Source organism: Pacificitalea manganoxidans (genome assembly GCF_002504165.1).
In the GTDB taxonomy this organism is placed as follows: domain Bacteria; phylum Pseudomonadota; class Alphaproteobacteria; order Rhodobacterales; family Rhodobacteraceae; genus Pacificitalea; species Pacificitalea manganoxidans.
Genome location: NZ_CP021404.1, coordinates 2719924 through 2743626, shown reverse-complemented (window position 1 = coordinate 2743626; position 23703 = coordinate 2719924). Strand labels below are relative to the sequence as shown.

Here is a 23703-nt window from a genome sequence, read left to right as displayed (position 1 = left end):
GTTCTGCACCCGGTGTCAGTTCAGCCGCGCCGGAGTGCGCGCGTCGGTCATGCGGGCGCCAGTGGCCTTGCACTCATTGACGTAGCGCACCAGAAGCCCGGTATAGAACCGGAGCATGTAGCTGTTCTGAGCCAGTTCCTCGAGCGACTTTTCGACGGCCATCGCCTCCCGCTCATCCAGATTGGGACGGCGCAAATCGGCAAGGTTCAGAAGCGGCCCCACAATATCCACCAGCGCCTCCACCGCGACACGTTCGCGATGCGGTAGAACCGCGCTGCGCAGGCCGATATCGACAGCGAACGCATCCTGGAGCGATCCCAGAAAATGCTTGAACCGGATAATGATCTGGCGGGCGCCATCCTTCGCCGACGACACCAGCAGACGCAGCCCGCCCAGCACCAGATTGGGCAGATCGACCTGAAAATCCGGCTGCGACAGCACCTGACGCTTATGCTGGATCGAATCGATGATCTCCGCCAGCGCGCGCGCCAGCTGTGGGCGGAACACGTCGAACAGGCCCGCCCGTTTGGAAAAACTGATGCGATTGTGGAAATCGCGGTGGATGAGGTCACAAGACAGCACTGTCGGATCTTGGTCCGGGGACCAGCGCAGGGTTAGAACGAACATGTCCGCAGAGCTGCTCACGCGCGTTCCACCCGAATAGATTTAGTCAGAAAACTCATTCTTCACAGTACCTTTCACGCTCAGGTCCGTCTGCGGAAACTCGGGCTTCCCGGCGGCGCCCTGAAAATTTGGCGCGATGGTCTGCCGGGAGGGGCAGGGCGAAGTCCATCTAGGCGGATCTTGTTTAAAAAACTCTTAATCAAGCGGTCTGCTGCGCAAGTGGAGCAACGGTCCCAAAAAGGAGTATACCGTTGATTGCAAAGAATGCGCTAATAATCGTGAGAAAAGCGAGCGGGGACCACCGGAGGACACGGTGGTGGACGAGTGGCGGCGCAGCGCGCGTCGGGTGATGAGAGCGAGGGACATACCGTGGACGGACAAAATCAAGGCACAGCCGAAGCCCCGACCGACCGCCCCAGCGAGGGTGGATCAGCGGCGCGCACGCTCGATTTTACAGTTGTGGGCATCGTGGCCTCGGCCGGGGGGCTGGAGGCGCTTTCGGCTCTCGTGCAGAAATTGCCGACGAATGCAGGGATTGCCTACGCGATCGCACAGCATCTCTCGGCCTCGCATAAATCGCTGATGACCACGCTGCTGTCGCGGGAAACTCAGTTGGCCGTTCGCGAGATTTCCGACGACATCACCCCCGAACCCGACACGATTTATGTCACGCCTCCGGGCTTTGACGTCGTGCTGCACAAGGGCAAGTTGCGGCTCCAAAGCCCCTCCGGCCCCGCCGCAGCGCCAAAGCCTTCGGGCGACAGGCTGATGACCTCGCTGGCGATGGAGTTGGGGGACCGCGCGGTAGGCGTCGTGCTGTCGGGCACTGGCAGCGACGGCAGTTATGGCATTCGCGCCATCCGAGAGGCGGGCGGCATCACCATCGCGCAGGATCTGGTGACTGCGAAATATGACGGGATGCCCAGTTCGGCAGCCAATACCGGCTGCGTCGATCTGGTGCTGCCGCCGGGGCGGATCGGGCGGGATATTGTGCGCATCCTGTCGGAGCCGGGGATGATCGAGGATGACTCGATGGCGGCGAGCGCTGACGGCTCTGATCTTCTCCATACCCTCTTGGCGCGGACGCGGGTGGATTTCCGGGAATACAAGGAAACCACGATCAACCGGCGTATTCAGCGGCGCATGACTGCGATCGGCATCACCGATTACAGTGATTATGTCGCCCATTGCCGGACCAATCCCAACGAACTGGACGCGCTGTTTAAGGATCTGCTGATCTCGGTCACCCGGTTTTTCCGCGATACCGCTGAATTCGAGGCGCTGTCGCAGTATATCCGGCAGTTGGTCTCCCTGTCCGAGCACCGTTCGATCCGGCTGTGGGTCGCAGGCTGTGCCACGGGGGAGGAGGCCTATTCGCTCGCGATCCTTGTTGCCGAGGCGCTGGGTGGGCCGGAGGCCATCGGCGAGGATCGGGTGCAGATCTTTGCTACCGATATCGACAAATCGGCGCTGGAGGTGGCGCGGCGCGGTGTCTATCCGCTGTCGGCCCTGCATGACGTTCCCGAAGATCTGGCGCAGCGCTATTTCCATGTGGAGAAAGACCGCGTGCGGGTGATCGCGCGGCTCCGGTCCTGCATCATGTTTTCCGATCATAATGTCTGCCAAGATCCGCCTTTCATTAACATCGACCTGATTTCGATGCGCAACGTGCTGATTTATTTCGGCAACCGCCTGCAGGAGAAGGTTCTTGCTCGGCTCGGCTACGCGCTTAATCCCGGCGGGCTTCTGTTCCTTGGGACATCCGAAAACATCTCGCGCGCGCAGATCGATCTGGAACCGATGTCGGAAAAGGAACGCATCTACCGCAAGCGGATGGCGTTTCGCAGTGGCGGCTCGTCGCGTCTGCCATTCAGCCCGTCCGAAATCCGCAGCGGGCACCCGGAGCCGAAGGTGCCGGTGCAAAGTGCAGACCGGCGGATGTTCGATTCGCTGGCGCGGGCGATTTCGGCGGATTCGATCCTCGTCACCTCGGACGGGCGGATTCTGCGGGTCTATGGGGATCTAACCCCGTTTCTGCATATCTCCGAACAGTCGCGGCTGAACCTGCAGATCAGCATTCTGCGCTCCCCCTTCCGGGAGGAGGCCGCAAGCCTGTCGGCGCTGGCGCTCAAGCGGCAGATCCGGCGCACGGGGCTGCGCCATGCCGATCCGGGGCGCGTCGACTGGACCCATATCCAGTTGGAGGCGATCCCGCTGACGGGGCAGGACGATGGCGAACGCTATGTGCTGATCGCGTTCCATCGCCATCAGGTGTCGCAGGAACTGGAAGCCGCCGATGACGGCGACGGCGCTCTGCCCTCCGCCCGGATCCGGCAGCTTGAGGCGGATGTGGCCTCGGCCCGGGAGGCGCTGGAGCAGATGGTGGAGGAGTTGCAGACCTCCAACGAAGAACTGCAATCGGTGAACGAAGAACTGCAATCCACGAACGAAGAACTTCAGGCGTCGAACGAGGAGTTGGAGACCTCGAACGAGGAATTGCAGGCGACCAACGAAGAACTCATCACCGTCAACGAGGAGATGCAGGTCAACGCGACCGAACTGTCCCTGATGTCATCGGAACTGTCCTCGGTTCTGGGGGAGGCGCCGCTGGTGGTGCTGGTGCTCGATACCGCGCTTCAGATCGTGCGCACCTCCGCCATTGCGCGGCGAATGTTCCGCCTACCGGAGAACTGCGAAAACTTCCACCTGAGCCAATGCACAGTGCCCGATCACTTCCCCTCGCTGGTGAAGTTCTGCGACCGCACGCTGCGTCTGCGCGAGACGGTGGAGGATCAAATCCGCCACGGCGAAAGCGTGTTTCGCATGAGCTGCGCGCCCTATTTCGACGACCGCAACAACCTGCGCGGCGCGACGCTGATGATTTCGGAAGTGAACGCCACCGAAATGGTGGAGCGCACCGAACTCCTGCACAAAATGGCGCTGGTGGAGCACATGGCCGCGATTGGGCATTTCCGCTACGACATTGAACTCGACACGATGGAGTGGTCTGGTCGGGTCTATACCCTGTTCGGTCTGGAGGCGGAGAAAACACCGCCAAAGCTGCTCGACATGCATCAGCTGTTCGTGCCCGAGGACCGCACTCAGGTGGAGCAGGCCCTGCGCACCGCCCTGCGCCACAACGAAGAATTTCAGGTGACGGGCCGGGTGCGCTGCCCTGATGATAAGGTGATCCGGCTGGAATTGGTCGGCGCGCTGATCGAGAATAATCGCAGCGGCTTCATCGGGTTGGTGCGCGAGGCCGATGACAGCGACTGCATCGAGGGCGAGGCCAGCGCCGCTGGGGCCAAGGACCAGACCGATGCGGATGGCGCGGGGGCGGATCGGGACTGAGCGGGGACAGGGCCGGGGGTGACCCCGGCCCGTGCCTGGCTCCGATCCCTAACAATTCCGGCCCCTTGCTGCGCGCCCGCCTACCTACGCGCGACGCAACCGCGCGGCACCGAGCGAGAGCAGGAACAGACCCAGCGCCGCGACGACGATTGACGGTCCGGCAGGCGCGTCCAGCACCCATGCCAGCCGCAGCCCCGCCAGTGCCGCCAAGGTGCCGATGGCAGCGGCGAGCGCGGCCATTGCTTCGGGCGTGCGGGCCAGCGGGCGCGCGGCGGCGGCGGGGATGATCAGCATCGCGGTGATGAGCAGGGCGCCCACGACCTTGATCGCGACCGCCACGACCAGCGCCAGCACCAGTGTCAGGATCAGTTCTTCGCGCTTGGGATTGATGCCGTCGGCGATGGCCAGATCGGGGCCCAGCGTCGCGGTCAACAGCCGCGACCAGCGCCATGCCATCAGCGCCATAACCACGCCCGCGCCGCCCCAGATCACGGCCAGATCGGCGCGGCTGACGGCGAGGATGTCGCCGAACAAATAGGTATCGAGGTCGACGCGCACACCGGGCGTCAGGCTGACCGCCACCAGACCCAGCGCCAGCGCGCCATGCGCCATCACCCCCAGCGCCGTGTCATGGGCCAGCGCACCGCCCCCGATCCGGCCGATCAACAGGGCGACAGCCAGTGCGACGGCCATCACCCCGACGGGCACGGACAGCGAAAAGGCCAGCGACAGCGCCACGCCCAATAGTGCCGCATGCGCGGTGGCATCGCCAAAATAGGCCATCCGCCGCCAGACGACGAAGCAGCCGGGCAGGGCCGCAGCCAGGGCGACACCAATCCCCGCCAGCGCGGCGCGGATCACGAAATCATCGAGGAAACTCATGGTCAGGCGGTCCTTGCCTTATCCGGGCGGGCGGCATCGCCGTCGCAGGTGGAATGGTCGTGCGAGCAGGCCGCGTGGCCGTGCGCATGTGCGTGCGGCTGCCCGTGGACATGCCCGTCATGGTCGTGGCCCGGTGCGTGATCATGCCGGTATAGCGCCAACGCCCCGCCCGTGCCGGTGCCGAACAGCGCGCGATAGGCCGGGGCGGAACTGACCACTTCGGGCGTGCCTTCGCAGCAGACGTGCCCATTGAGACAAATCACCCTGTCGGAGGCGCTCATCACCACATGCAATTCGTGACTGACCATCAGCACGGCACAGCCGGTGCGGTCCCGGACCTCTTCGATCTGACGGTAGAATGCGGCGCTGCCCGGTTGGTCCAGCCCCTGCGTCGGTTCGTCGAGGATTAGCAGTTGCGGGGAGGACAGCAAGGCCCGCGCCAGCAGAACCCGCTGAAATTGCCCGCCGGACAGCACGCTCATCTGCCGACCGGCCAGGGTCGGCACGCCCGCTTCCTCCAGCGCGGCATTGACCTTGGCCGCGGGGCGACGGTGGGGCAGGTCCAGAAACCGGCGCACCGTGATCGGTAGGGTGGGATCGACCTGCAGCGACTGCGGGACATAGCCGATGCGCAGCCCGTCGGCGCGGGTCACACGGCCTGCGGCGGGCGGAAGAGCGCCCAGAAGCGCGCGCAGCAGCGTCGATTTGCCAGAGCCATTCGGCCCGACGACCGTGACGATCTCGCGCGGGTCAATCGACAGGTCGATCCGGTCGAGGATCAACTTGCCCTGCTGACGGATGCTCAGCCCTTCGGCGCGGATCAGCATGCCGGGCCTGCGTCCGCATCGCTGTGGGGATCACGGCAGGCGGGGCACAGGCCCTCAACCTCCATCACCGTTTTCTCGATGGTAAAGCCTGTCTCTGCGGCGCTGCGGCCCAACGCCCCGCGCGCAGGCTCGATCGGCGCTTCGGCCACCAGCTTGCACGTCCGGCAGATCATGAAGCCGGGCTCATGGGCCGCGTCGGGATGGGCGCACGCGACATAGGCATTCAGCCGTTCGATCCGGTGGGCAAAGCCGTGATCGGTGAGGAACTTCAACGCCCGATATGCGACGGGCGGCTGGCTGCCCATGCCTTCGGCCGACAGCCGCTCCAGCACATCATAGGCCCCTTGCGCGGCGTGCGCCTCCAACAGGATTTCCAGCACCCGGCGCCGCACCGGCGTCAGTTGCAGGCGTGCCTCGGCGCAGCGGGCCGCAGCCCGGTCCAGCGCCGCACGACGGCAGGCGCCGTGATCGTGGTCACTAAATCCAAGTGGCAGGCCAACAGGCGGATCGACGGGGTGGGCAGGGGGCATGGCTGTTCCGTCACTTTGGGGGTTGATAGGTTATAACATTACGTTTAGCCCTATGGCCCATCAACTGCAACCCCTTCCCCTCGTCAGGAACCCTCCCATGCGCCCGACCCTTATCGCCCTTGCTCCCGCAACGCTTCTCGGGGCGGTGCCCGCCATAGCGGCGCCGAATGTCGTTGCCGATATCGCGCCGGTTCAGGCGCTCGTCGCACAGGTGATGGAGGGTGTCGGCACGCCCGCGCTGCTGATCGGGCCGGGGGCATCGCCCCACGGCTACGCGCTGCGCCCGTCCGAGGCGCGCGCGCTCAGCGGTGCTGATCTGGCGATCATCATGGGTGAGGGGCTGACCCCGTGGATCCACGACCCGCTGACCAGTCTTGCGCCCGATGCGACGGTGATCGAGTTGCTGGAGCGCCCCGAGACCACCCTATTGCCCGTGCGGGAGGGAGCGCGGTTTGGCGAAATGGCCGAGGGCCATGCAGGCCACGGTGATGAGGAAGACGACGATCACGACGACCATGCCGGGCACGATGCGCATGACGATCACGATGACCACGCCGACCACGACCACGCCGACCATGACGGTCATGAACACGACGAGCACGGCGCAGATCAGACGGACGCGCACGGCCATGTTCACGAAGGCGACGACCCGCATGCGTGGCTCGACCCGGCCAATGCGTCGGCGTGGGTGGCTGTGATCGCCGCCGAACTGGCCACGCTCGATCCCGACAATGCCGCAACCTACCACGCCAATGCGGACGCCGCGCAGGGGCGTCTGGCCACGCTCAGCGCCGATCTGACCGCGCAGCTTGCGCCGCTGGCCGAGGCTTCATTCCTGACGGCGCATGACAGTTGGCAGTATTTCGAACAGGCGTTCGGCGTGCGGGCGGCGGGTGCGTTGTCCGACAGCGACGCGGTAGAGCCGGGACCGGCCCGGCTGCGGGAGGTCGAGACGCTGATCGATGCGGATAACGTCACCTGCGTGGTGCTGGAGGGCGGTTCCGGCAGCCGCATGGCCGAACGGCTGGCGGCGACGGGCGATCTGAGCACCGTCACGCTGGACCCGCTGGGCGGCGGGCTGACGCCGGGGGCGGGGCTATATGACGAACTGCTCGAAGGTGTCGCAGCAGGCTTGGCGGAGTGTCTGGGCTGACGCCCTGCGCCGACTTTGGCCAGCAGGGCGATCCGATGGACGATCAGGCGGGCGGCGGCAGGCGCGCTTGACGATCCGCGCAGACCTCGCGCAGGGCGGTTACAAGGGCGGCTTCTTCGGTGCTTAGCTCCCGCCCTGTGCGCAGGCACAGACCCACCGCGCCCCATGTCGAGCGGGTGTCGATGGGCAGCGCCACCAATCGCCCGGCGGCAAGGTCGTCCTCGACCACCCCGCGCGAGATCACCCAGAGCGCCCCGTGATCGCGGGTCATGCCGCGCCCGATCCCTGCAGAGACGGTTTCCACCGCGTCCGGCGGGATTGGCAGGCCGTGTTCCACGAACAGGCGTTCGGCAAAGGGCCGGATGATCGATCCGGGGCCGGGCATCAGCATCGGGTGCGCGCCGATGTCTTCGGCGGTGATGCGTGCGCGGTTGGCTAGCGGATGCCCGGCTGCGACGACGACCACGACCTCCTCGCGATATAACGGCTCGAAGCTGAGCGCGACCATTCGTTCGGGGGGCGGCAGACGACCGACAACCAGATCAAGGTTGCCTGCGCGCAGCCGGTCGAGAAGCTGCTCGTTCTCGCCCGTGGAAATCCGCAACCGCCCGACGCGCCCCGCCGCACGGAACCGCGCCACCGCGCCCGGCAGCACCGAACCTGACACGGTGGGCAAAGCGCCGATGCGGACCAAGGGCCGCTCCGCCCGGTCAATGCGGGTCAGCGCCTCCAACCCGTTGCGCGCGGCGGCGAGAGAGGCCCCGGCATGGCCAAGAAACATCTCACCAAACGGCGACAGGCGGATGCCGCGTCCCTCACGCTCCAGCAATGGCTTGCCCAGCACCTGTTCCAGTTCGCGCAGGGTGCGGCTGACGGCGGGCTGGGTCAGGGCCAGACGCTCCCCCGCGCGGCCGACCGATTTTTGCCGCGCGACTTCGACGAAGACTTCCAGATGGCGCAGCTTCAGCCGGTCGGAGACTTTCAGGGCCATAACGCATATCCATTTCGCGATGATTGAGCCGGAGGAATGTTATTATAAATCGCAATTGCGCTATGCAATAAAGCCCGCAATCACATTTGGCGGGACGGGAGACCAGCGATGAGCGACAGCACACGGCATGAGCAGGGGATGGCGACGCGCCGTAGCGTTCTGGGGGCGGCCCATGTCGACCGGGCCGAGGCTGCGAAGACGGACTTTGACGCGCCGTTTCAGAACCTGATCACCGAAGCGGCGTGGGGGCATGTGTGGTCGCGCCCCGACTGGTCAAAGCGCGACCGCTCGATCGTCACGCTGGCGCTACTGATGGGCTTGGGCCATTGGGAGGAGGTCGCGATGCATATCCGCGCCACCGCCAATACCGGCGCCACCCGCGAGGACATCCGCGAAACGATCCTGCATGTGGGGATTTATGCCGGGGTGCCTGCCGCAAATCACGCTTTCAAAATCGCCAAGCAGACCTTTGCCGAGATGGACGCCGCAGCCTCCGCCCCGGCCGGATCATCGGAGGAGCAGAAATGAGCGATACCGCAAAACCCGCAACCCAAGGCGCGCCGGAAACGGGCGCGTTCTTTGCCCGCGATCTGGACTGGCACCCGCCTGCGCTGACGCCGGGATATAAGACATCGATCCTGCGTTCGCCGCAGAAGGCGCGCATTTCGTTCGACAATTCGATGTCGGAAACCACCGGCCCCGTGTTCGGGCATGACATGCTCGGCGAACTCGACAATGACCTGATCCTGAATTTCGCCCAGCCCGGCGAAAGCGCGATCGGCGAGCGGATCATCGTGCATGGTCGGGTTCTGGATGAACGTGGCCGTCCCGTGCCGGGCGTGCTGGTCGAGTTTTGGCAGGCCAATGCGGGCGGGCGTTACCGTCATAAGAAAGACGCCTATCTGGCGCCGCTCGATCCCAATTTCGGCGGCTGCGGTCGGGCGATCAGCGACGAAAACGGCTTTTATCACTTCCGCACAGTGAAGCCCGGCCCCTATCCGTGGCCCAATGGCGTCAACGACTGGCGCCCCGCGCATATCCATTTTTCGGTCTTTGGACAGGGGTTTGCGCAGCGGCTTGTCACTCAGATGTATTTCGAGGGCGATCCGCATATCGCGCTCTGTCCCATCGTCAAAACCATCCCCGATCCCGAGGCCATCGACCGGCTGGTGGCGCGGCTCGACATGAATGCGACGATCCCGATGGACGCGCGCGCCTATCAGTTCAACATCGTGTTGCGCGGGCGGCGGTCCACCCTGTTTGAAAACCGGCTGGAGGGGAATTGAGATGAGCCACGCAAATTATCAGGCGCTGACCTACCTGAAGGAAAGCCCGTCGCAGACCGCCGGTCCCTATGTCCATATCGGCTGCGTGCCCACATTCGCGGGCATCGAGGGCCTATATCCCGATCCGGGGCAGGAGATGATCACCGGCGATGCGCAGGGCACGCGCATTCGCATCGAAGGTCAGGTGTTTGACGGCACCGGCACGCCGATCCGCGATGCGATGCTGGAAATCTGGCAGGCCGATGCGGCAGGGCTTCACAACAGCCCGTCGGAAACGCGCGGCGAGGCCGATCCGCATTTCACGGGCTGGGGGCGCCAGCCCACCGATGGCGAGACCGGCACATTCCGCTTCGACACGGTGAAGCCCGGCGCGGTGCCGTGGCCCGACGGGCGGATGCAGGCCCCGCATATTTCGGTCTGGATCGTGGCGCGGGGGATCAATCTGGGTCTGCACACCCGGATCTATTTCGAGGATGAGGCCGAGGCCAACGCCGCCGATCCGCTGCTGGCCCGGATCGAGCATCGCAATCGGGTGCCGACGCTCATCGCCGGCAAGATCGACGGGGGCTATCGCTTTGACATCCATTTGCAGGGCGACCGCGAGACCGTCTTTTTTGATATCTGAGCCGAGGTTCCATGTCCGATACCACCCCTAAAGGCGCCGCAGCACAGGTCGCAGGCAAGCCCTGCATTCTGTGCTGCGCCATCACCGGATCGCTGCCGACGAAGGCCAATAACCCGGCGGTGCCGATCACGGTGAGCGAGCAGATCGAAAGCAGCCATGCCGCGTTCGAGGCAGGCGCGACGATCATCCACGCCCATGTGCGCAACGACGATGAAACCCCGTCTTCGGACCCTGATAAGTTTCTCGCGCTGAAGGAGGGGCTGGAAAAGCACTGTCCCGGTGTCATCGTGCAGTTTTCGACCGGGGGGCGTTCGGGCGCAGGCAAAACGCGGGGCGGGATGCTTTTGCACCGGCCTGACATGGCGTCGCTGTCGGTGGGGTCAAACAACTTTCCCACCCGCGTCTATGAAAACCCGCCCGATCTGGTGGAGTGGCTGGCGAGCGAGATGACCCGCTATGGCGTCACGCCGGAGGTCGAGGCCTTTGATCTGGGGCATATCCTGCAGGCAATTGCGTTGCATAAGGCGGGCACGCTGCCCGGCAAGCTCTATGTGCAATTCGTCATGGGCGTGAAGAATGCCATGCCCGCCGACGAAGAGGTGTTCGACTTCTACGCGCATGTCATGGCGACCCGCGCCCCGGATGCGGAGTGGTGTGCCGCCGGGATTGGCGCACAGCAGCTTCGCATCAATGAGTGGGCCATCGCGAAGGGCGGGCATACCCGTGCCGGGCTGGAAGATAACGTCCGGCTGGATCGGGACCGGCTGGCGCCATCGAACGCGGCGCTGATTGCGCGGGCGGCGGAGCTTTGCGCGAAATACGACCGGCCTGTCGCCACACCGGCTGAGGCGCGTCGGATCCTCGGCCTGCGCCCCGTCTAAGCCCGGGTTAAGTCCGCTCTGATCGCGGGCGCTGTGTCGGAAGTATTCAGGGCAGAGCCAAACAGGGGCGGTGCCGATCAGGCGCCGCCCCAAATCATTCAATCTTCAAAACTGAAATCCGGCAGCCCGTCGAGCGCAGCCTTCAGCGCGTCGCCCCAACCGTCCGAGATCGCGCGGAAATAGGGATCGTCGGCGCTGATCCGTCCTTCGCGGCCCAGTTGGAAACTGTCGGTGCGATAGGTCGCGAAATCCAGTGGCAGCCCCACCGAAAGATTGGCCTTGATCGTCGAATCGAAGCTGACCAGCAAAAGCTTGATCGCCTCTTCAAACCCCATGCCCGGATCGTAAGCCCGCACAAGGATGGGGCGGCCATACTTCGTTTCGCCGATCTGGAAAAACGGGGTGTCGCCGCTTGCTTCGATGAAATTGCCTTCGGGATAGACGAGGAACAGGCGCGGCGGGCCCGGTGCGATCTGTCCGCCGACGAGGATGGTGGCATGGAAGGCACTGTCGGCGACCTGACCGCTTTGCGCATGGCCTGCAATCACTTCTTTCAGCGTGTCGCCGACGAGCCGCGCAACCTGAAACATCGACGGCTGCTCAAGGATCGACGGGCTGCGATCCACCTCGGCCTTCGTGCGTTCCTCTAGCAGCGAGATCACAGCCTGCGTGGTGGCGAGGTTGCCAGCGGTCATCAGCGTGATCATACGCTCGCCCGGCACCTGCCAGCTGGTCATTTTGCGAAAGGTCGAGATGTTGTCGACGCCCGCGTTGGTGCGGGTGTCGGACATGAACACCAGCCCATGATCGGTCTTCAAGCCTACGCAATAGGTCACGGTCGCGGCCTCGGTCAGAAGTGGGAGAGGTGCCGGGCGGGATGTCTACTGCTGCTGTTCCTGCACCTGTCCGCCGGAGCCTTGGCTCTGCTGTTGGTACTGGTCCTGATGAACTTCGATGTCCACCGACAGCGACTCGCCCGCCGTGTCCCCGTAGCGCATTCCGTGTATCGGAGCGGCTTCGGTGTAGTCCAGCCCCGTCGCCACCCTGACATAGCGTTCATCGGGGGAAATCTGGTTCGACACGTCAAATCCGATCCAACCGATCCCGTCGATATGCGCCTCCGCCCAGCCATGGGCTGCATCCTGCGACGTTTCCAGATCGGCATCGAGCTTCAGATACCCAGACACATAGCGCGCCGGGAACCCCATCATCCGCGCGGCGGAGATAAAGATATGCGCGTGGTCCTGACAGACCCCTTCTCGCCCCGCGATGGCCTGTTCGGCGGTTGTGCGCGCGTCGGTGCGACCGGTGGTGTAGGTTACCGCTTCCGCGATCCGCGCCGAGAGCGCATGCATCCGCGCGATCGGGTCGGGCACGTCGGCGTTCAGCCCCTTGGCCAGACCGCGCACGCCGTTGCCGCCTTGGGTCAGGGCGGTGGCGCAGCGGAAATACCAAAGCGGCGCATAGCCCGCGTGACGACCGACCACGCCGGACCGGTCGCTTGTTTCCACTTCGCCGGAACTGGTGATGACGATGCTGTCTGACTCGCCGTCAAAGCCGATCAGCGTCACGTTGTTGGCGTGCTGATCCTCGAACGTCAGTTGCTGGGTGCCGCCCTCGACCGCGATATTCCATGTCAGAACGGACTGGCCATCGCGGCTTTTGGGGGTGAGGCGCAGCTGTTGCAGCCCATAGGTCACGGGGGCGTCGTAGCTGTAGGTGGTCCGGTGTGTGATCCTGAGGCGCATCGTTACTCCGTGAACCGATAGTTCTGTTCGATCTCCGCACCGAGGCTGGCCAGCGCACTGAGGAAATCCAGAATGAATTCGTGCAGGCCCCGCTCGAAGATGCCTTCGATTGAGGTATTGGCCAATTGGCCGAGCATGGCTTCGGCCTGCTGGTGGCAAGGGTGGCGGTCGCCGTATTCCTTTTCCAGATAGCCGAGGTTGGACATGATCTTGCCGATGCAAAAGGCGATCGAGCGGGGCATGCGCCCGTCAAGGATCAGAAACTCCGCAATGCCCATGGGCGTGATGTCAGACCCATTGAGCCAGCGATAGGATCGCGCCCCGCCGACCGAACGCAGGATGTTTTCCCACTGCACATTGTCGAGGCTGGACCCCACCGGTGTCATGGCGGGCAACAGGACGTAATATTTGACGTCCAGAATACGCGCGGTGCTGTCGGCGCGTTCCAGAAACGTGCCGATACGGGCGAAATTGTAGATGTCATTACGCAGCATGGTGCCGTGCAACGCGCCCCGCACCAGCCCGCTTTGCTGACGGATCAGACCTAGAACCTCGGGCAGGTCGCGGGTCTTGACCGGGCGGGACAGGGTGTCGCGCAGTTGCATCCAGCATTCGTTGGTTGCTTCCCACACCTCGCGCGACAGCGCGGTGCGCACCAGCCGCGCGTTGTTCCGCGCCAGTTCGATGACGCTGAGCACGTTAGAGGGGTTGGCCTTCTCGCGCAGGAGAAAGTTGATGACCTGCGCCTCGTCGTAGCTGTCGTGATGCTGCAGATAAAGTTGCCGCACACCGGCGGTTTCCAGCACCGAGGCCCATTCGTCATGGGCGCTGTCGGGACGGGTCAGGCCAATGCGGAAACCGGCCTCGATCAGGCGGGCGGTGTTTTCCGAGCGTTCGAGATAGCGGAACATCCAGAAGAGTCCGCCGGCGGTTTTGCCGAGCATGTGGTTACTCCTCCAGAACCCAAGTGTCTTTGGTGCCGCCGCCCTGCGACGAATTCACGACCAGCGAGCCTTCCTTCAGCGCCACGCGCGTCAGGCCGCCGGGGGTGATGTCGATGCGGTCGGGGCTGACCAGAACGAAGGGCCGCAGATCTACATGGCGCGGAGCCAGCCCGGCCTTGGTCAGGATCGGCACGGTCGACAGCGCCAGCGTCGGCTGGGCGATGTAATTGGCCGGGCGCGCTTCGAGCTTGGCGCGGAAAGCCTCGATCTCCTTCTTGGAGGCGGCGGGACCGACCAGCATGCCGTAGCCGCCGGAGCCGTGCACTTCCTTCACCACCAGTTCGGCGAGGTTATCGAGCACATATTTTAGGCTCTCAGGGTCCGAGCAGCGCCATGTCGGCACGTTTTTCAGGATCGCCTTTTCGCCGGTATAGAATTCCACGATGTCCGGCATGTAGCTATAGATCGCCTTGTCATCGGAGATGCCGGTGCCGGGGGCGTTGGCGATGGTGATGCCGCCCGCGCGATAGACATCCATCACACCGGGCACGCCCAGCAGGCTGTCGGGGTTGAAGCTGAGCGGGTCGAGATAATCGTCGTCGATGCGGCGGTAGATCACGTCAATAGGCTGGAAGCCGCGCGTGGTGCGCATCGCGATGCGCCCGTCGACAACCCGCAGATCATGGCCTTCGACCAGTTCGGCACCCATGTTATCGGCAAGGAACGAATGCTCGAAATAGGCGGAGTTGTGGATGCCGGGCGTCAGCACCGCGACCACAGGCTTACCCGAACTGGCGGGGGGCGCGCAGGCGGCGAGCGAGCGGCGCAGGCGCGTGGGATAGTCAGACACCTGCCGAACGCGATTCCGGCTGAAGAGTTCGGGGAACATCTGCAACATCGTCTCGCGGTTCTCCAGCATGTAGGAGACGCCGGAGGGCGTGCGCGCGTTGTCTTCGAGCACGAAAAAATCGTCTTCGCCGGTGCGGACCAGGTCGGTGCCGACGATATGGGTGTAGACGCCGCCGGGCGGGGTGACGCCGATCATCTTGGGCAGGAATGCTTCGTTATTGGCGATCAGCTGCCACGGCACCCGCCCGGCGCGCAAAATCTCCTGCCGGTGGTAGATGTCGTGCAGAAACGCGTTGATCGCCCGCACACGTTGCTCGATCCCGCGGGTCAGCTTGGCCCATTCGCGCGCGGAAATGATGCGCGGCACAATGTCGAAGGGGATCAGCCGCTCGTCGGCCTCCTTCGCGCCATAGACGTTGAACGTGATCCCGGTTCGGCGGAAGAACGTTTCCGCATCGACGGATTTCTGGCGCAGGCGGCGGATATCCTCGGCCTGGAACCACTCATCGAACTGCCGATAGGGCGGGCGGGGTGCGCCGGCCGGGTCGCTCAGTTCGTCAAAGAAGCGCGGTGTTTCTGTCATATCTTAGACAGTAACTCGCGGATAAGGCGGCGCAAGTCGGCAGATGTCGGGAAAGCATCATATGCTGAGAGTTTAAGCGCTTCTCGATTGGCGCAACCTTGACGTGTTTTGGGGTCGCCGCTGCGCCCTAGAGCGACCAAGCGGTGTGTGCGTGGGGATCAGGCGCTGTCGCTGTCGATCCAGATGGTGACCGGCCCGTCATTGACCAGCGCCACAGCCATATCGGCCCCAAAGCGCCCGGTCTGCACGGGGATGCCCTGATCCGCCAGCGCCTGCGCGAAATCTTCGTAAAGCGCACGGCCCGCGTCAGGGGGAGCGGCGCTGCTGAAACCGGGGCGATTGCCGCGCCGGGTGTCGGCGGCCAGAGTGAACTGGCTCACGACCAGCGCCGCACCGCCCGTATCGCGCAGGCTGCGATTCATCCGGCCCGTGTCATCCGCAAAGATCCGCAGCTTTGCCAGCTTTGCCGCAAGCGCTTGCCCGGTGGCGGGGGTGTCGCCCTGCATGGCGCAAACCAGCACCAGCAGCCCGGCGCCGATCTCTGCGATACGCGCGCCGTCTACGGTGACCGAGGCTTCGGTGACGCGCTGAACCAGCAACCGCATAGCTGCGCCTTACAGACCCAGATCAGAAGCGGTGGGCGGGTTCGCCCCGGCACGGGCGACCGTCACGGCGGCAGCGCGAACGCCAAGGCCGATGGCGTCGCGCAGCGCGGCCTCGTCCAGCGCGGCGATCCCGTCCTTGTCCAGCTTGCCCGCCCGGAACAACCCGGCAAGCAGGCCTGCATTGAATGTGTCGCCCGCACCAACCGTATCGACGACCTCAGCTTTTTCGGCGGCCACGCGGAAGGCGCCAGCCGCCGTGTAGCCGGTCACGCCATCGGCGCCTTCGGTCAGGCAGAAAAGCTTCGGCCCCATATCGAGGATTTGCCGTGCAAGCGTGTCGAGCGGCGCTTCGGCGCCATAAAGCCAGCGCAGATCCTCATCGGACAGTTTCACGATATCGGCCAAGCCGATCAGCCGGTCGATGCGCGCGCGATAGGCGTCGCTGTCGGTGATGAAACCGGGGCGGATATTGGGATCGATCATCAGCACGCGGTTGCCGGCCTCGCGGGTGGCGAGCGCCTCATAGGCGCTAGCGCAGGGTTCGGACACGAGAGAGATCCCGCCAATGAACAGCGCTTCGGCATCGCCCAGATCGGCGGGCAGATCATCAGGGGACAGCATCCGCCCCGCCGTGCCCTCATCATAAAAGGCGTAGCTGGCCTGACCATTGGACAGTTCGACAAAGGCCAAGGTCGTCGGGCGGTCGCTGCGATGGGCCGGGGTGTGATCGACATGGCTGGTTTCCAGCGCTTCGATCAGCCGTTGCCCCATCAGATCGGTGCTGATCCCGGTGGCAAGTCCCACGGGCACATCCAGCCGTCCCAGCGCGATGGCGGTATTGAATACTGCGCCGCCGGGGATAGGGGCAAAGCAGCTTTCGCCATCGGCGCTGCGCCGTGGCAGCATATCGATCAGGGCTTCGCCCGCGCAGATGATCATCTCGGCTCTCCCAATTGCGTCTGCGGCGGATCTACCAGAGGCCCGGCACCCGCTCAAGGCTGGATGTTGGCGCTAACAGCGCCCGGTTAAAACCCGCGGCTCAAAACCCGCGGCGCTTGTCGGGGCGCGCAGGGCCAAACAGCCATGGCCCTGAAACGCAAAAGGAGCAGGCATGATGCCCGCTCCTTTCCATAATGCGTCAGCGCGATGCGCGGCGGTCCACGCCCCGCGTGGCAAGTTTCGCGGGGCGCAGAGGATCATTCTGCCGTCAGCAGAGGCGGCTTCTTGGAGGACAGGCGCCGGGCCTGCGGCTCCTCCACGATCAGGTGGATCGCGCCGTCCTTGACGCCGACCTTGACGATGCCGCCCTTGACCAGCTTGCCAAAGAGCAGCTCTTCCGCCAGCGGTTTCTTGATGTTTTCCTGAATGACGCGGCCCAGCGGACGCGCCCCCATTTTGTCATCATAGCCCCGCTCGGCCAGCCATTCGGCGGCAGGCTTCGTCAGTTCAATCGTCACGTTACGGTCCAGCAGCTGCGCTTCGAGTTGCAGCACGAACTTCTCGACCACCTGCAGGATCACGTCACGGCCCAAGGGCGCGAAGGAGATCACGGCGTCCAGGCGGTTGCGGAACTCGGGCGTGAAGGTGCGCTCGATCGCGGCGGTATCCTCGCCCTCGCGCCGGTCGCGTCCAAAGCCGATCGCAGCTTTCGCCTGTTCTGCCGCACCCGCGTTGGAGGTCATGATCAGGATCACATTGCGGAAATCTACCTCGCGACCGTTATGGTCGGTCAGTTTGCCGTGATCCATGACCTGCAACAGGATGTTGTAGACATCCGGATGGGCCTTCTCGATTTCGTCCAGAAGCAGCACGCAATGCGGGTGCTGATCCACGCCATCGGTCAGCATGCCGCCCTGATCGAAGCCGACATAGCCCGGAGGCGCGCCGATCAGACGGCTGACGGCGTGTTTCTCCATGTATTCCGACATGTCAAAGCGGAGCATCTCCACCCCGAGGCTATCGGCGAGCTGTTTCGCCACCTCCGTTTTGCCCACGCCGGTCGGGCCCGCGAACAGGTAGTTCCCGATCGGCTTTTCTGGCTCCCGCAGACCGGCCCGCGCCAGTTTGATCGCGGAGGCCAGCGCCGTGATTGCCGTATCCTGACCAAAGACCACACGTTTCAGCGTGCCCTCCAGATCGCGCAGCAGTTCAGCATCGTCCTTCGACACGTTTTTCGGCGGGATGCGGGCGATCTTGGCCACCACGGCTTCGATCTCCTTGGTGCCGATGGTCTTGCGGCGACGGCTTTCAGCGATCAGGTGCTGCGCGGCGCCGGCCTCATCGATGACGTCGATGGCCTTATCGGGCAGCTTGCGATCGTTGATATAGCGCGACGACAGTTCCACCGCCGTTTTGATCGCGTCGGCAGTGTATTTGATGTCGTGATGCCGTTCGAAATAGGGCTTCAGCCCTTTCAGAATCTTGACGCTATCCTCGACGGAGGGTTCGTTCACGTCGATCTTCTGGAACCGGCGGCTCAGCGCGCGGTCCTTCTCGAAATGCTGGCGGAACTCCTTATAGGTGGTGGAGCCCATGCACCGCAGTTTGCCGCCCTGCAACGCAGGTTTCAGCAGGTTAGAGGCATCCATCGCCCCGCCGGAGGTCGCTCCCGCACCGATCACGGTGTGGATCTCGTCGATGAACAGGATCGCGTCGGGGTGGTCCTCAAGCTCGGTCACGACCGCCTTCAGCCGTTCCTCGAAGTCACCACGATACCGGGTGCCCGCCAGCAGCGCGCCCATGTCCAGCGAATAGATCGTGGCATTACTCAGCACCTCGGGCGTTTCGCCCGAGACGATTTTGCGTGCCAGACCTTCGGCGATGGCGGTTTTCCCCACGCCGGGATCGCCCACGAGAAGCGGGTTGTTCTTACGGCGGCGGCACAGCACCTGAATGCAGCGCTCCACCTCGGATTCGCGGCCGATCAGCGGATCGACGTCGCCCTTGCGCGATTTCGCGTTCAGATCGACGCAATATTTCCCCAGCGCGGATTCCTTGCCATCGCTTTCCTCGGCGGTGGCGGTTTCAGACGCGGCGTCCTCATCCTCGGGCGCGCCGGACACGGGGCGGCTTTCGCCAAAGGACGGATCTTTGGCCACGCCATGCGCGATGTAGTTGACGGCGTCGTAGCGGGTCATCTCCTGCTCCTGCAGGAAATAGGCCGCATTGCTCTCACGCTCGGCAAAGATCGCGACCAGCACGTTGGCGCCCGTCACCTCCGTCCGGCCCGAAGACTGGACATGGATCGCGGCGCGCTGAATGACGCGCTGGAACGCGGCGGTTGGCACGGCCTCGGAGCCCTCGATCTCGGTCACGAGGGTCGAGAGTTCTTCCTCGATGAACTCGTCGAGGGTGCGGCGCAGTTCGTCGAGATCGACGGAGCAGGCCTTCATCACCTTGGCGGCTTCAGGCTCCTCGGTCAGCGCGAGCAGCAAATGCTCCAGCGTGGCGAGTTCATGACGGCGCGAGTTGGCCAGCGCAAGCGCGGCATGGATGGCCTTTTCGAGGGTGTTCGAAAACGATGGCACGCGATGTGCTCCTTTCCTGTGGGGTCGGAGAGGGCGGGAGGCACCCGACTTCGACCGTGGCCTCATAGTATTAAGGTTTGGTTCGCGAACCGTTCCGTTCAAGCCTTTTCTGCGCGAAAGCCCCGAAAAACGCCCGGAGTTGCTGAAAATGTGATCGGAGAGACGCGCAGACCTAGAACCTGTCCTTGCGGCTGCGGATTTCGGCGAAGACGGCCTCGTCCGTGGCGGTGTTCATGCCCAACGCTGTTTTCACCGCAGGCAAGCCTGCCCGCAGGAACGGGTTGGTCGCGATTTCGGTGGACAGGAGGGAGGGCACGGTCGGCTGACCGGAGGCCCGTTTGCTGCGAATGTCTTCGGCCCGTGATATAAGCTCGGAATTCTCTGGTTCAATGGTCAGGGCGAAGCGGGCGTTCGCTTCGGTATATTCGTGGCCCGAACATACGGTGGTGTCGGCGGGCAGAGCCGCGAGCTTGGACAGCGATTGCCACATGACCTCTGGCGTGCCTTCGAACAGGCGACCACAGCCCAAGGCCATCAGGCTGTCGGCGGTAAAGACAAGCTGGTCGTCCGGGAAATGGAACGCGAGATGCCCCATCGTGTGGCCCGACACGTCCAGCACGGTGCCTGTGGCCGCGCCAACGTTCACCGTGTCGCCTTCCTCCAAAGCGACGTCCAGACGGGGCAGGCGGTGCGTGTCGGCTTTTGCCCCCCAGACGCGGGCGTCATGGGCGCGGCGCAGTTCGTCCACCCCGTCAATGTGGTCGTCATGGTGATGCGTGATGAGGATATCGGTCAGCCGCCAGTTGCGCGCATCAAGTGCGCTGGCGATCGGCCCTGCGTCCGGCACATCGATCACGGCGGTGTCGCCGGTGACGCTGTCATGGATCAGAAAGGCATAGTTGTCGGTGCGGCAGGGAATGGTGACGAGTTCGAGAGGCATGGTCTTTCTCTCCGTCTTGGGTAAGGTCGGGGTCGCAGACTTGCCGATCGAGAGCGTGGGCGCAATGCACCTAGACGTGCTGGACCTGAGAAACTTCTACTACCGGACCCAGCTGGGCCGGGTTGCCCAGCGTGCGATCCGCACGCAGGTGACCGCCCTGTGGCCCGAAGCCAAGGGGCAGACGGTGGCGGGGTTCGGGTTCGCGGTCCCGCTTTTGCGTCCCTATTTGGCAGAGGCGCGGCGGGTGATCGCGCTGATGCCCGCGCAGCAGGGTGTGATGCCGTGGCCTGCGCGCATGCCCAATGTATCGGTCCTGTGCGAAGAAACGCTGCTGCCTCTGTCCACCGGGCTGGTCGACAAGATGATCGTCATGCACGGGCTTGAGACATCGGATTACGGCGGCTCGCTGCTGGACGAAATCTATCGCGTGCTAGGGCCCGGGGGCCGGGTCATGTTCATCGTGCCGAACCGCCGCGGGCTGTGGTCGCGCAGTGATGCGACACCGTTCGGATTTGGCCGTCCCTATTCGCTGAGCCAGCTGGAGACACAGTTGCGGCGGCACGGCTTCACCCCGGAACTGCACCGCGCGGCGCTGTTCTCGCCGCCCTCGAACCGGCGGTTCTGGCTGCGCACGTCTGGCTTCTGGGAGGGGCTGGGCCGGAAGGTCAGCAGCTACCTTGCCGGCGGCGTGTTGATGATCGAGGCGAGCAAACAGGTGCCCGCACCGCGGGGCAGGGTGTCGCGCAATGCGCTGCGCTCGTCGCTCGAAGCGCTCGAAGGGGTGCCCGCCTCCGGAGCAAAGCCGATCTGACCGGGCGGGCTGGCCGGGCGGGCTGACCGACCTGGGGCCGCGCCGCTGGCCGTGATCGCGGGCCGGATGTGCGAGTCACCCGCGCCCGACTGTGGCAATCCACTTGCGCATGGCTTGGATTGTCCTACGATCAGGCGTCCGCGGGCGCGCATCGCAGCCCGATCCGTTGTATTTTTGGAGCGCTTTCTTCAGATTTCCACAGGAAAGAGTCGGCTTCAAACGGTCGCAGGCGGGCATTTCTCCCGCAAGCGATTGTAACCATGTGAAATTCCCGTAAATCCGCCTCCATTCCCTAGGAGTTGCGGGGTCGTGATGGGTCTGTTACACCGTCGCCGATTTCGGGACCGTGCCCATCAGGCGCGCCCCAAGGCTTGCCCGAAACCGGCCCTCCTGGCCGCCGCGGGCTCAGGAAGAAAAACGGAAGGGTGCACGTGTCCGAAACGGCTTCGATTTCCTCAAGCATCGCCGCGCGTTATGCGCAGGCCCTGTTTGATCTCTCGAAAGAGGACAGCGCGCTGGCGACGCTGGAGCAAGACACCGACGCGCTGTCGAACGCTCTTGATGCCAGCGAGGAGCTGCGCGCCGCCATCGCTTCGCCGCTGCATCGCCGCGAAGAAATGGCTGGCACCATGCGCGCCCTTGGCGATAAGGCTGGCTTGTCGCAACTGACCACCAACACCCTGGTTCTGCTGGCCGAGAAGCGCCGCACATTCGTGCTGCCGCAATTCGTCGCCGCGCTTCAGGCCCGCATCGTCGAGGAAAAAGGCGAGGTGACCGCTGATGTCATCTCCGCCAAACCGCTGAGCGACGCGCAGAAATCCGAACTGGCCGCGACGCTGAAGCAGACCGTCGGCAAGGACATCAAACTGAATTCCACTGTCGATGAACGGCTCATCGGCGGTCTCGTTGTCAAGGTGGGCTCGCGCATGATCGACACGTCGATCAAGACCAAGCTCGCCAACCTCCAGAATGCTATGAAAGAGGTCGGGTAATGGCTATCCAAGCGGCGGAAATCTCCGCAATTCTCAAGGAGCAGATCAAGAATTTCGGACAAGAGTCCGAAGTTGCTGAAGTCGGTCGCGTCCTCTCCGTGGGCGATGGTATCGCCCGTGTGCACGGTCTGGATCAGGTCCAGGCCGGCGAGATGGTCGAATTCCCCGGCGGGATCCGCGGCATGGCGCTGAACCTCGAAGTCGACAATGTCGGCGTCGTGATCTTCGGCTCCGACCGGGACATCAAAGAAGGCGACATCGTCAAGCGCACGAACTCCATCGTGGACGTGCCGGTGGGCGAGGCCATGCTGGGCCGCGTTGTCGACGGTCTGGGCAATCCGCTGGACGGCAAAGGCGCGATCGAGACCTCGCAGCGGTCCGTCGCCGACGTGAAAGCACCGGGCATCATCCCGCGTAAATCCGTGCATGAGCCGATGGCCACCGGCCTGAAATCGGTGGACGCCATGATCCCCGTTGGTCGTGGCCAGCGCGAATTGATCATCGGCGACCGTCAGACCGGTAAGACCGCGATCGCGCTCGACACCATTCTGAACCAGAAAAGCTACAACGACGCCGCCGGTGACGACGAGAGCAAGAAGCTCTACTGCGTCTACGTCGCGATCGGCCAGAAGCGCTCCACCGTGGCGCAGCTGGTGAAGAAGCTCGAAGAGTCGGGCGCCATCGAATACACCACCGTCGTCGCTGCGACCGCGTCCGACCCGGCGCCGATGCAGTATCTCGCGCCCTATACCGCGACCGCGATGGCCGAGTATTTCCGCGACAACGGCAAGCACGCTCTCATCATCTACGATGACCTGTCCAAGCAGGCCGTGGCTTACCGCCAGATGTCGCTGCTTCTGCGCCGCCCGCCCGGCCGCGAAGCCTACCCCGGCGACGTGTTCTACCTGCACTCCCGCCTGCTGGAGCGTTCGGCGAAGCTGAACGAAGAGCATGGCGCGGGCTCGCTGACGGCACTGCCGATCATCGAAACGCAGGGCGGCGACGTGTCGGCCTTTATTCCGACCAACGTGATCTCGATCACCGACGGCCAGATCTTCCTCGAAACCGAACTGTTCTATCAGGGCATCCGTCCTGCTGTGAACACCGGTCTGTCGGTGTCGCGCGTCGGCTCCTCGGCCCAGACCAACGCGATGAAATCCGTCGCCGGTCCGGTGAAGCTGGAGCTTGCGCAGTATCGTGAGATGGCCGCGTTTGCTCAGTTCGGTTCCGACCTCGACGCCGCGACCCAGCGCCTGCTGAACCGTGGTGCGCGTCTGACCGAGCTGATGAAACAGCCGCAGTATTCGCCGCTGACCAACGCCGAAATCGTCTGCGTCATCTTCGCGGGCACCCAGGGTTACCTGGACAAGGTTCCGGTGAAGGAAGTCGGCCGTTTCGAAGCGGGCCTGCTGGCGCATCTGCGCGGCAAGCACAAAGCGCTGCTGGACGACATCACCGAGAATGACCGTAAGGTTAAGGGCGAGCTTGAAGAAAAGATCCGCGCTGCGCTCGACGAATTCTCCAAGGACTTCGCCTGAGGGCGCTGAACGACAG

The 23703-nt window shown here is 64.0% G+C and carries 22 protein-coding genes; 9 read left to right on the top strand and 13 right to left on the bottom strand.

Going from position 1 to position 23703, the window contains the following annotated elements; translation table 11 throughout:
* Window positions 1-15 precede the first annotated feature (15 nt).
* A complete protein-coding gene (locus CBW24_RS12485) occupies window positions 16-627 on the bottom strand; it encodes a hypothetical protein (RefSeq protein WP_097373783.1) in 612 nt (203 codons plus the stop codon).
* Window positions 628-993: 366 nt separating this feature from the next.
* Between CBW24_RS12485 and CBW24_RS12480 the strand changes: the two genes are divergently transcribed.
* The gene (locus tag CBW24_RS12480) at window positions 994-3975 is read left to right on the top strand and encodes a CheR family methyltransferase (protein ID WP_198405185.1); all 2982 of its coding nucleotides are present in this window, start codon (window positions 994-996) and stop codon (window positions 3973-3975) included.
* An 84-nt stretch (window positions 3976-4059) separates the two neighbouring features.
* Here CBW24_RS12480 and CBW24_RS12475 read toward each other — a convergent pair whose 3' ends face one another.
* Genes CBW24_RS12475 through CBW24_RS12465 form a run of 3 tightly spaced genes read right to left on the bottom strand, consistent with a single transcriptional unit; the run spans window position 4060 to window position 6214 of the window.
* Window positions 4060-4857, bottom strand: coding sequence for a metal ABC transporter permease (locus CBW24_RS12475; RefSeq protein ID WP_088663618.1), 798 nt, complete (start codon window positions 4855-4857; stop codon window positions 4060-4062).
* Window positions 4858-4859: 2 nt separating this feature from the next.
* Window positions 4860-5684: a metal ABC transporter ATP-binding protein gene (locus CBW24_RS12470; RefSeq protein WP_097373781.1), complete on the bottom strand. Its 825-nt coding sequence runs from the start codon at window positions 5682-5684 to the stop codon at window positions 4860-4862.
* Entirely contained in the window at window positions 5678-6214 is a 537-nt protein-coding gene (locus CBW24_RS12465) for a Fur family transcriptional regulator (RefSeq protein ID WP_088663620.1), read from the bottom strand. Before CBW24_RS12465 ends, CBW24_RS12470 begins: the two co-directional genes overlap by 7 nt.
* Before the next feature lie 97 nt (window positions 6215-6311).
* Between CBW24_RS12465 and CBW24_RS12460 the strand changes: the two genes are divergently transcribed.
* Entirely contained in the window at window positions 6312-7367 is a 1056-nt protein-coding gene (locus tag CBW24_RS12460) for a zinc ABC transporter substrate-binding protein (protein WP_097373780.1), read from the top strand.
* Window positions 7368-7410: 43 nt separating this feature from the next.
* Here CBW24_RS12460 and pcaQ read toward each other — a convergent pair whose 3' ends face one another.
* Window positions 7411-8358, bottom strand: coding sequence for a pca operon transcription factor PcaQ (gene pcaQ, locus CBW24_RS12455; RefSeq protein WP_232529773.1), 948 nt, complete (start codon window positions 8356-8358; stop codon window positions 7411-7413).
* A gap of 108 nt (window positions 8359-8466) precedes the next feature.
* Between pcaQ and pcaC the strand changes: the two genes are divergently transcribed.
* The 4 genes from pcaC to CBW24_RS12435 are packed head-to-tail and all read left to right on the top strand — an operon-like array spanning window position 8467 to window position 11150.
* Complete coding sequence (pcaC, locus tag CBW24_RS12450; RefSeq protein WP_088663622.1) at window positions 8467-8886, top strand: 4-carboxymuconolactone decarboxylase; 420 nt, start codon at window positions 8467-8469, stop codon at window positions 8884-8886.
* A complete protein-coding gene (gene pcaH, locus CBW24_RS12445; RefSeq protein ID WP_097373779.1) occupies window positions 8883-9644 on the top strand; it encodes a protocatechuate 3,4-dioxygenase subunit beta in 762 nt (253 codons plus the stop codon). The genes pcaC and pcaH overlap by 4 nt, the downstream gene beginning before the upstream one ends.
* Before the next feature lies 1 nt (window position 9645).
* Window positions 9646-10269 carry a protocatechuate 3,4-dioxygenase subunit alpha gene (pcaG, locus tag CBW24_RS12440; protein WP_097373778.1) on the top strand — a complete coding sequence of 208 codons (624 nt, stop codon included), beginning with the start codon at window positions 9646-9648 and terminating at the stop codon, window positions 10267-10269.
* Between the two features lie 11 nt (window positions 10270-10280).
* Window positions 10281-11150 (top strand): 3-oxoadipate:acetyl-CoA acetyltransferase, encoded by an 870-nt coding sequence (locus CBW24_RS12435; protein WP_097373777.1) that lies wholly within the window; start codon window positions 10281-10283, stop codon window positions 11148-11150.
* A 98-nt stretch (window positions 11151-11248) separates the two neighbouring features.
* Here CBW24_RS12435 and CBW24_RS12430 read toward each other — a convergent pair whose 3' ends face one another.
* The 8 genes from CBW24_RS12430 to gloB all read right to left on the bottom strand — a co-directional run bounded on the left by CBW24_RS12430 (window position 11249) and on the right by gloB (window position 20346).
* Window positions 11249-11986: a proteasome-type protease gene (locus CBW24_RS12430; RefSeq protein ID WP_088663626.1), complete on the bottom strand. Its 738-nt coding sequence runs from the start codon at window positions 11984-11986 to the stop codon at window positions 11249-11251.
* A gap of 45 nt (window positions 11987-12031) precedes the next feature.
* Window positions 12032-12898, bottom strand: coding sequence for a transglutaminase family protein (locus CBW24_RS12425; protein ID WP_097373776.1), 867 nt, complete (start codon window positions 12896-12898; stop codon window positions 12032-12034).
* A 2-nt stretch (window positions 12899-12900) separates the two neighbouring features.
* Window positions 12901-13842, bottom strand: coding sequence for an alpha-E domain-containing protein (locus tag CBW24_RS12420; RefSeq protein ID WP_097373775.1), 942 nt, complete (start codon window positions 13840-13842; stop codon window positions 12901-12903).
* 4 nt (window positions 13843-13846) lie between these two features.
* Window positions 13847-15274 carry a circularly permuted type 2 ATP-grasp protein gene (locus tag CBW24_RS12415; protein WP_097373774.1) on the bottom strand — a complete coding sequence of 476 codons (1428 nt, stop codon included), beginning with the start codon at window positions 15272-15274 and terminating at the stop codon, window positions 13847-13849.
* A gap of 158 nt (window positions 15275-15432) precedes the next feature.
* Window positions 15433-15879, bottom strand: a complete 447-nt coding sequence (dtd, locus tag CBW24_RS12410; RefSeq protein WP_088663630.1) for a D-aminoacyl-tRNA deacylase — start codon at window positions 15877-15879, stop codon at window positions 15433-15435.
* A gap of 9 nt (window positions 15880-15888) precedes the next feature.
* Window positions 15889-16818 carry a carbohydrate kinase family protein gene (locus CBW24_RS12405; protein WP_097373773.1) on the bottom strand — a complete coding sequence of 310 codons (930 nt, stop codon included), beginning with the start codon at window positions 16816-16818 and terminating at the stop codon, window positions 15889-15891.
* Between the two features lie 257 nt (window positions 16819-17075).
* Window positions 17076-19406 (bottom strand): ATP-dependent Clp protease ATP-binding subunit ClpA, encoded by a 2331-nt coding sequence (gene clpA / locus CBW24_RS12400; protein ID WP_097373772.1) that lies wholly within the window; start codon window positions 19404-19406, stop codon window positions 17076-17078.
* Window positions 19407-19578: 172 nt separating this feature from the next.
* On the bottom strand, window positions 19579-20346 hold the full coding sequence (gene gloB, locus CBW24_RS12395) for a hydroxyacylglutathione hydrolase (protein WP_097373771.1): 768 nt from the start codon (window positions 20344-20346) through the stop codon (window positions 19579-19581).
* A gap of 64 nt (window positions 20347-20410) precedes the next feature.
* On the opposite strand from gloB, the gene CBW24_RS12390 reads away from it, so the two are divergent.
* From CBW24_RS12390 to atpA, 3 genes are all read left to right on the top strand, one after another.
* On the top strand, window positions 20411-21157 hold the full coding sequence (locus CBW24_RS12390; protein ID WP_088663697.1) for a class I SAM-dependent methyltransferase: 747 nt from the start codon (window positions 20411-20413) through the stop codon (window positions 21155-21157).
* A 431-nt stretch (window positions 21158-21588) separates the two neighbouring features.
* Window positions 21589-22149: a F0F1 ATP synthase subunit delta gene (locus CBW24_RS12385; protein WP_097373770.1), complete on the top strand. Its 561-nt coding sequence runs from the start codon at window positions 21589-21591 to the stop codon at window positions 22147-22149.
* Window positions 22149-23687 carry a F0F1 ATP synthase subunit alpha gene (atpA, locus tag CBW24_RS12380; protein ID WP_088663635.1) on the top strand — a complete coding sequence of 513 codons (1539 nt, stop codon included), beginning with the start codon at window positions 22149-22151 and terminating at the stop codon, window positions 23685-23687. Before CBW24_RS12385 ends, atpA begins: the two co-directional genes overlap by 1 nt.
* Window positions 23688-23703 lie beyond the last annotated feature (16 nt).

Bases quoted from the DNA above. Each gene is read 5' to 3' on its own strand.
- CBW24_RS12425 (WP_097373776.1), bottom strand. From the start codon at position 12,898: ATGCGCCTCAGGATCACACACCGGACCACCTACAGCTACGACGCCCCC.
- CBW24_RS12420 (WP_097373775.1), bottom strand. From the start codon at position 13,842: ATGCTCGGCAAAACCGCCGGCGGACTCTTCTGGATGTTCCGCTATCTC.
- pcaC (WP_088663622.1), top strand. From the start codon at position 8,467: ATGAGCGACAGCACACGGCATGAGCAGGGGATGGCGACGCGCCGTAGC.
- pcaH (WP_097373779.1), top strand. From the start codon at position 8,883: ATGAGCGATACCGCAAAACCCGCAACCCAAGGCGCGCCGGAAACGGGC.
- CBW24_RS12470 (WP_097373781.1), bottom strand. From the start codon at position 5,684: ATGCTGATCCGCGCCGAAGGGCTGAGCATCCGTCAGCAGGGCAAGTTG.
- CBW24_RS12475 (WP_088663618.1), bottom strand. From the start codon at position 4,857: ATGAGTTTCCTCGATGATTTCGTGATCCGCGCCGCGCTGGCGGGGATT.
- pcaG (WP_097373778.1), top strand. From the start codon at position 9,646: ATGAGCCACGCAAATTATCAGGCGCTGACCTACCTGAAGGAAAGCCCG.
- pcaQ (WP_232529773.1), bottom strand. From the start codon at position 8,358: ATGGCCCTGAAAGTCTCCGACCGGCTGAAGCTGCGCCATCTGGAAGTC.
- CBW24_RS12485 (WP_097373783.1), bottom strand. From the start codon at position 627: ATGTTCGTTCTAACCCTGCGCTGGTCCCCGGACCAAGATCCGACAGTG.
- CBW24_RS12435 (WP_097373777.1), top strand. From the start codon at position 10,281: ATGTCCGATACCACCCCTAAAGGCGCCGCAGCACAGGTCGCAGGCAAG.
- atpA (WP_088663635.1), top strand. From the start codon at position 22,149: ATGGCTATCCAAGCGGCGGAAATCTCCGCAATTCTCAAGGAGCAGATC.
- CBW24_RS12405 (WP_097373773.1), bottom strand. From the start codon at position 16,818: ATGATCATCTGCGCGGGCGAAGCCCTGATCGATATGCTGCCACGGCGC.
- dtd (WP_088663630.1), bottom strand. From the start codon at position 15,879: ATGCGGTTGCTGGTTCAGCGCGTCACCGAAGCCTCGGTCACCGTAGAC.
- CBW24_RS12460 (WP_097373780.1), top strand. From the start codon at position 6,312: ATGCGCCCGACCCTTATCGCCCTTGCTCCCGCAACGCTTCTCGGGGCG.
- gloB (WP_097373771.1), bottom strand. From the start codon at position 20,346: ATGCCTCTCGAACTCGTCACCATTCCCTGCCGCACCGACAACTATGCC.
- CBW24_RS12390 (WP_088663697.1), top strand. From the start codon at position 20,411: ATGCACCTAGACGTGCTGGACCTGAGAAACTTCTACTACCGGACCCAG.
- CBW24_RS12465 (WP_088663620.1), bottom strand. From the start codon at position 6,214: ATGCCCCCTGCCCACCCCGTCGATCCGCCTGTTGGCCTGCCACTTGGA.
- CBW24_RS12415 (WP_097373774.1), bottom strand. From the start codon at position 15,274: ATGACAGAAACACCGCGCTTCTTTGACGAACTGAGCGACCCGGCCGGC.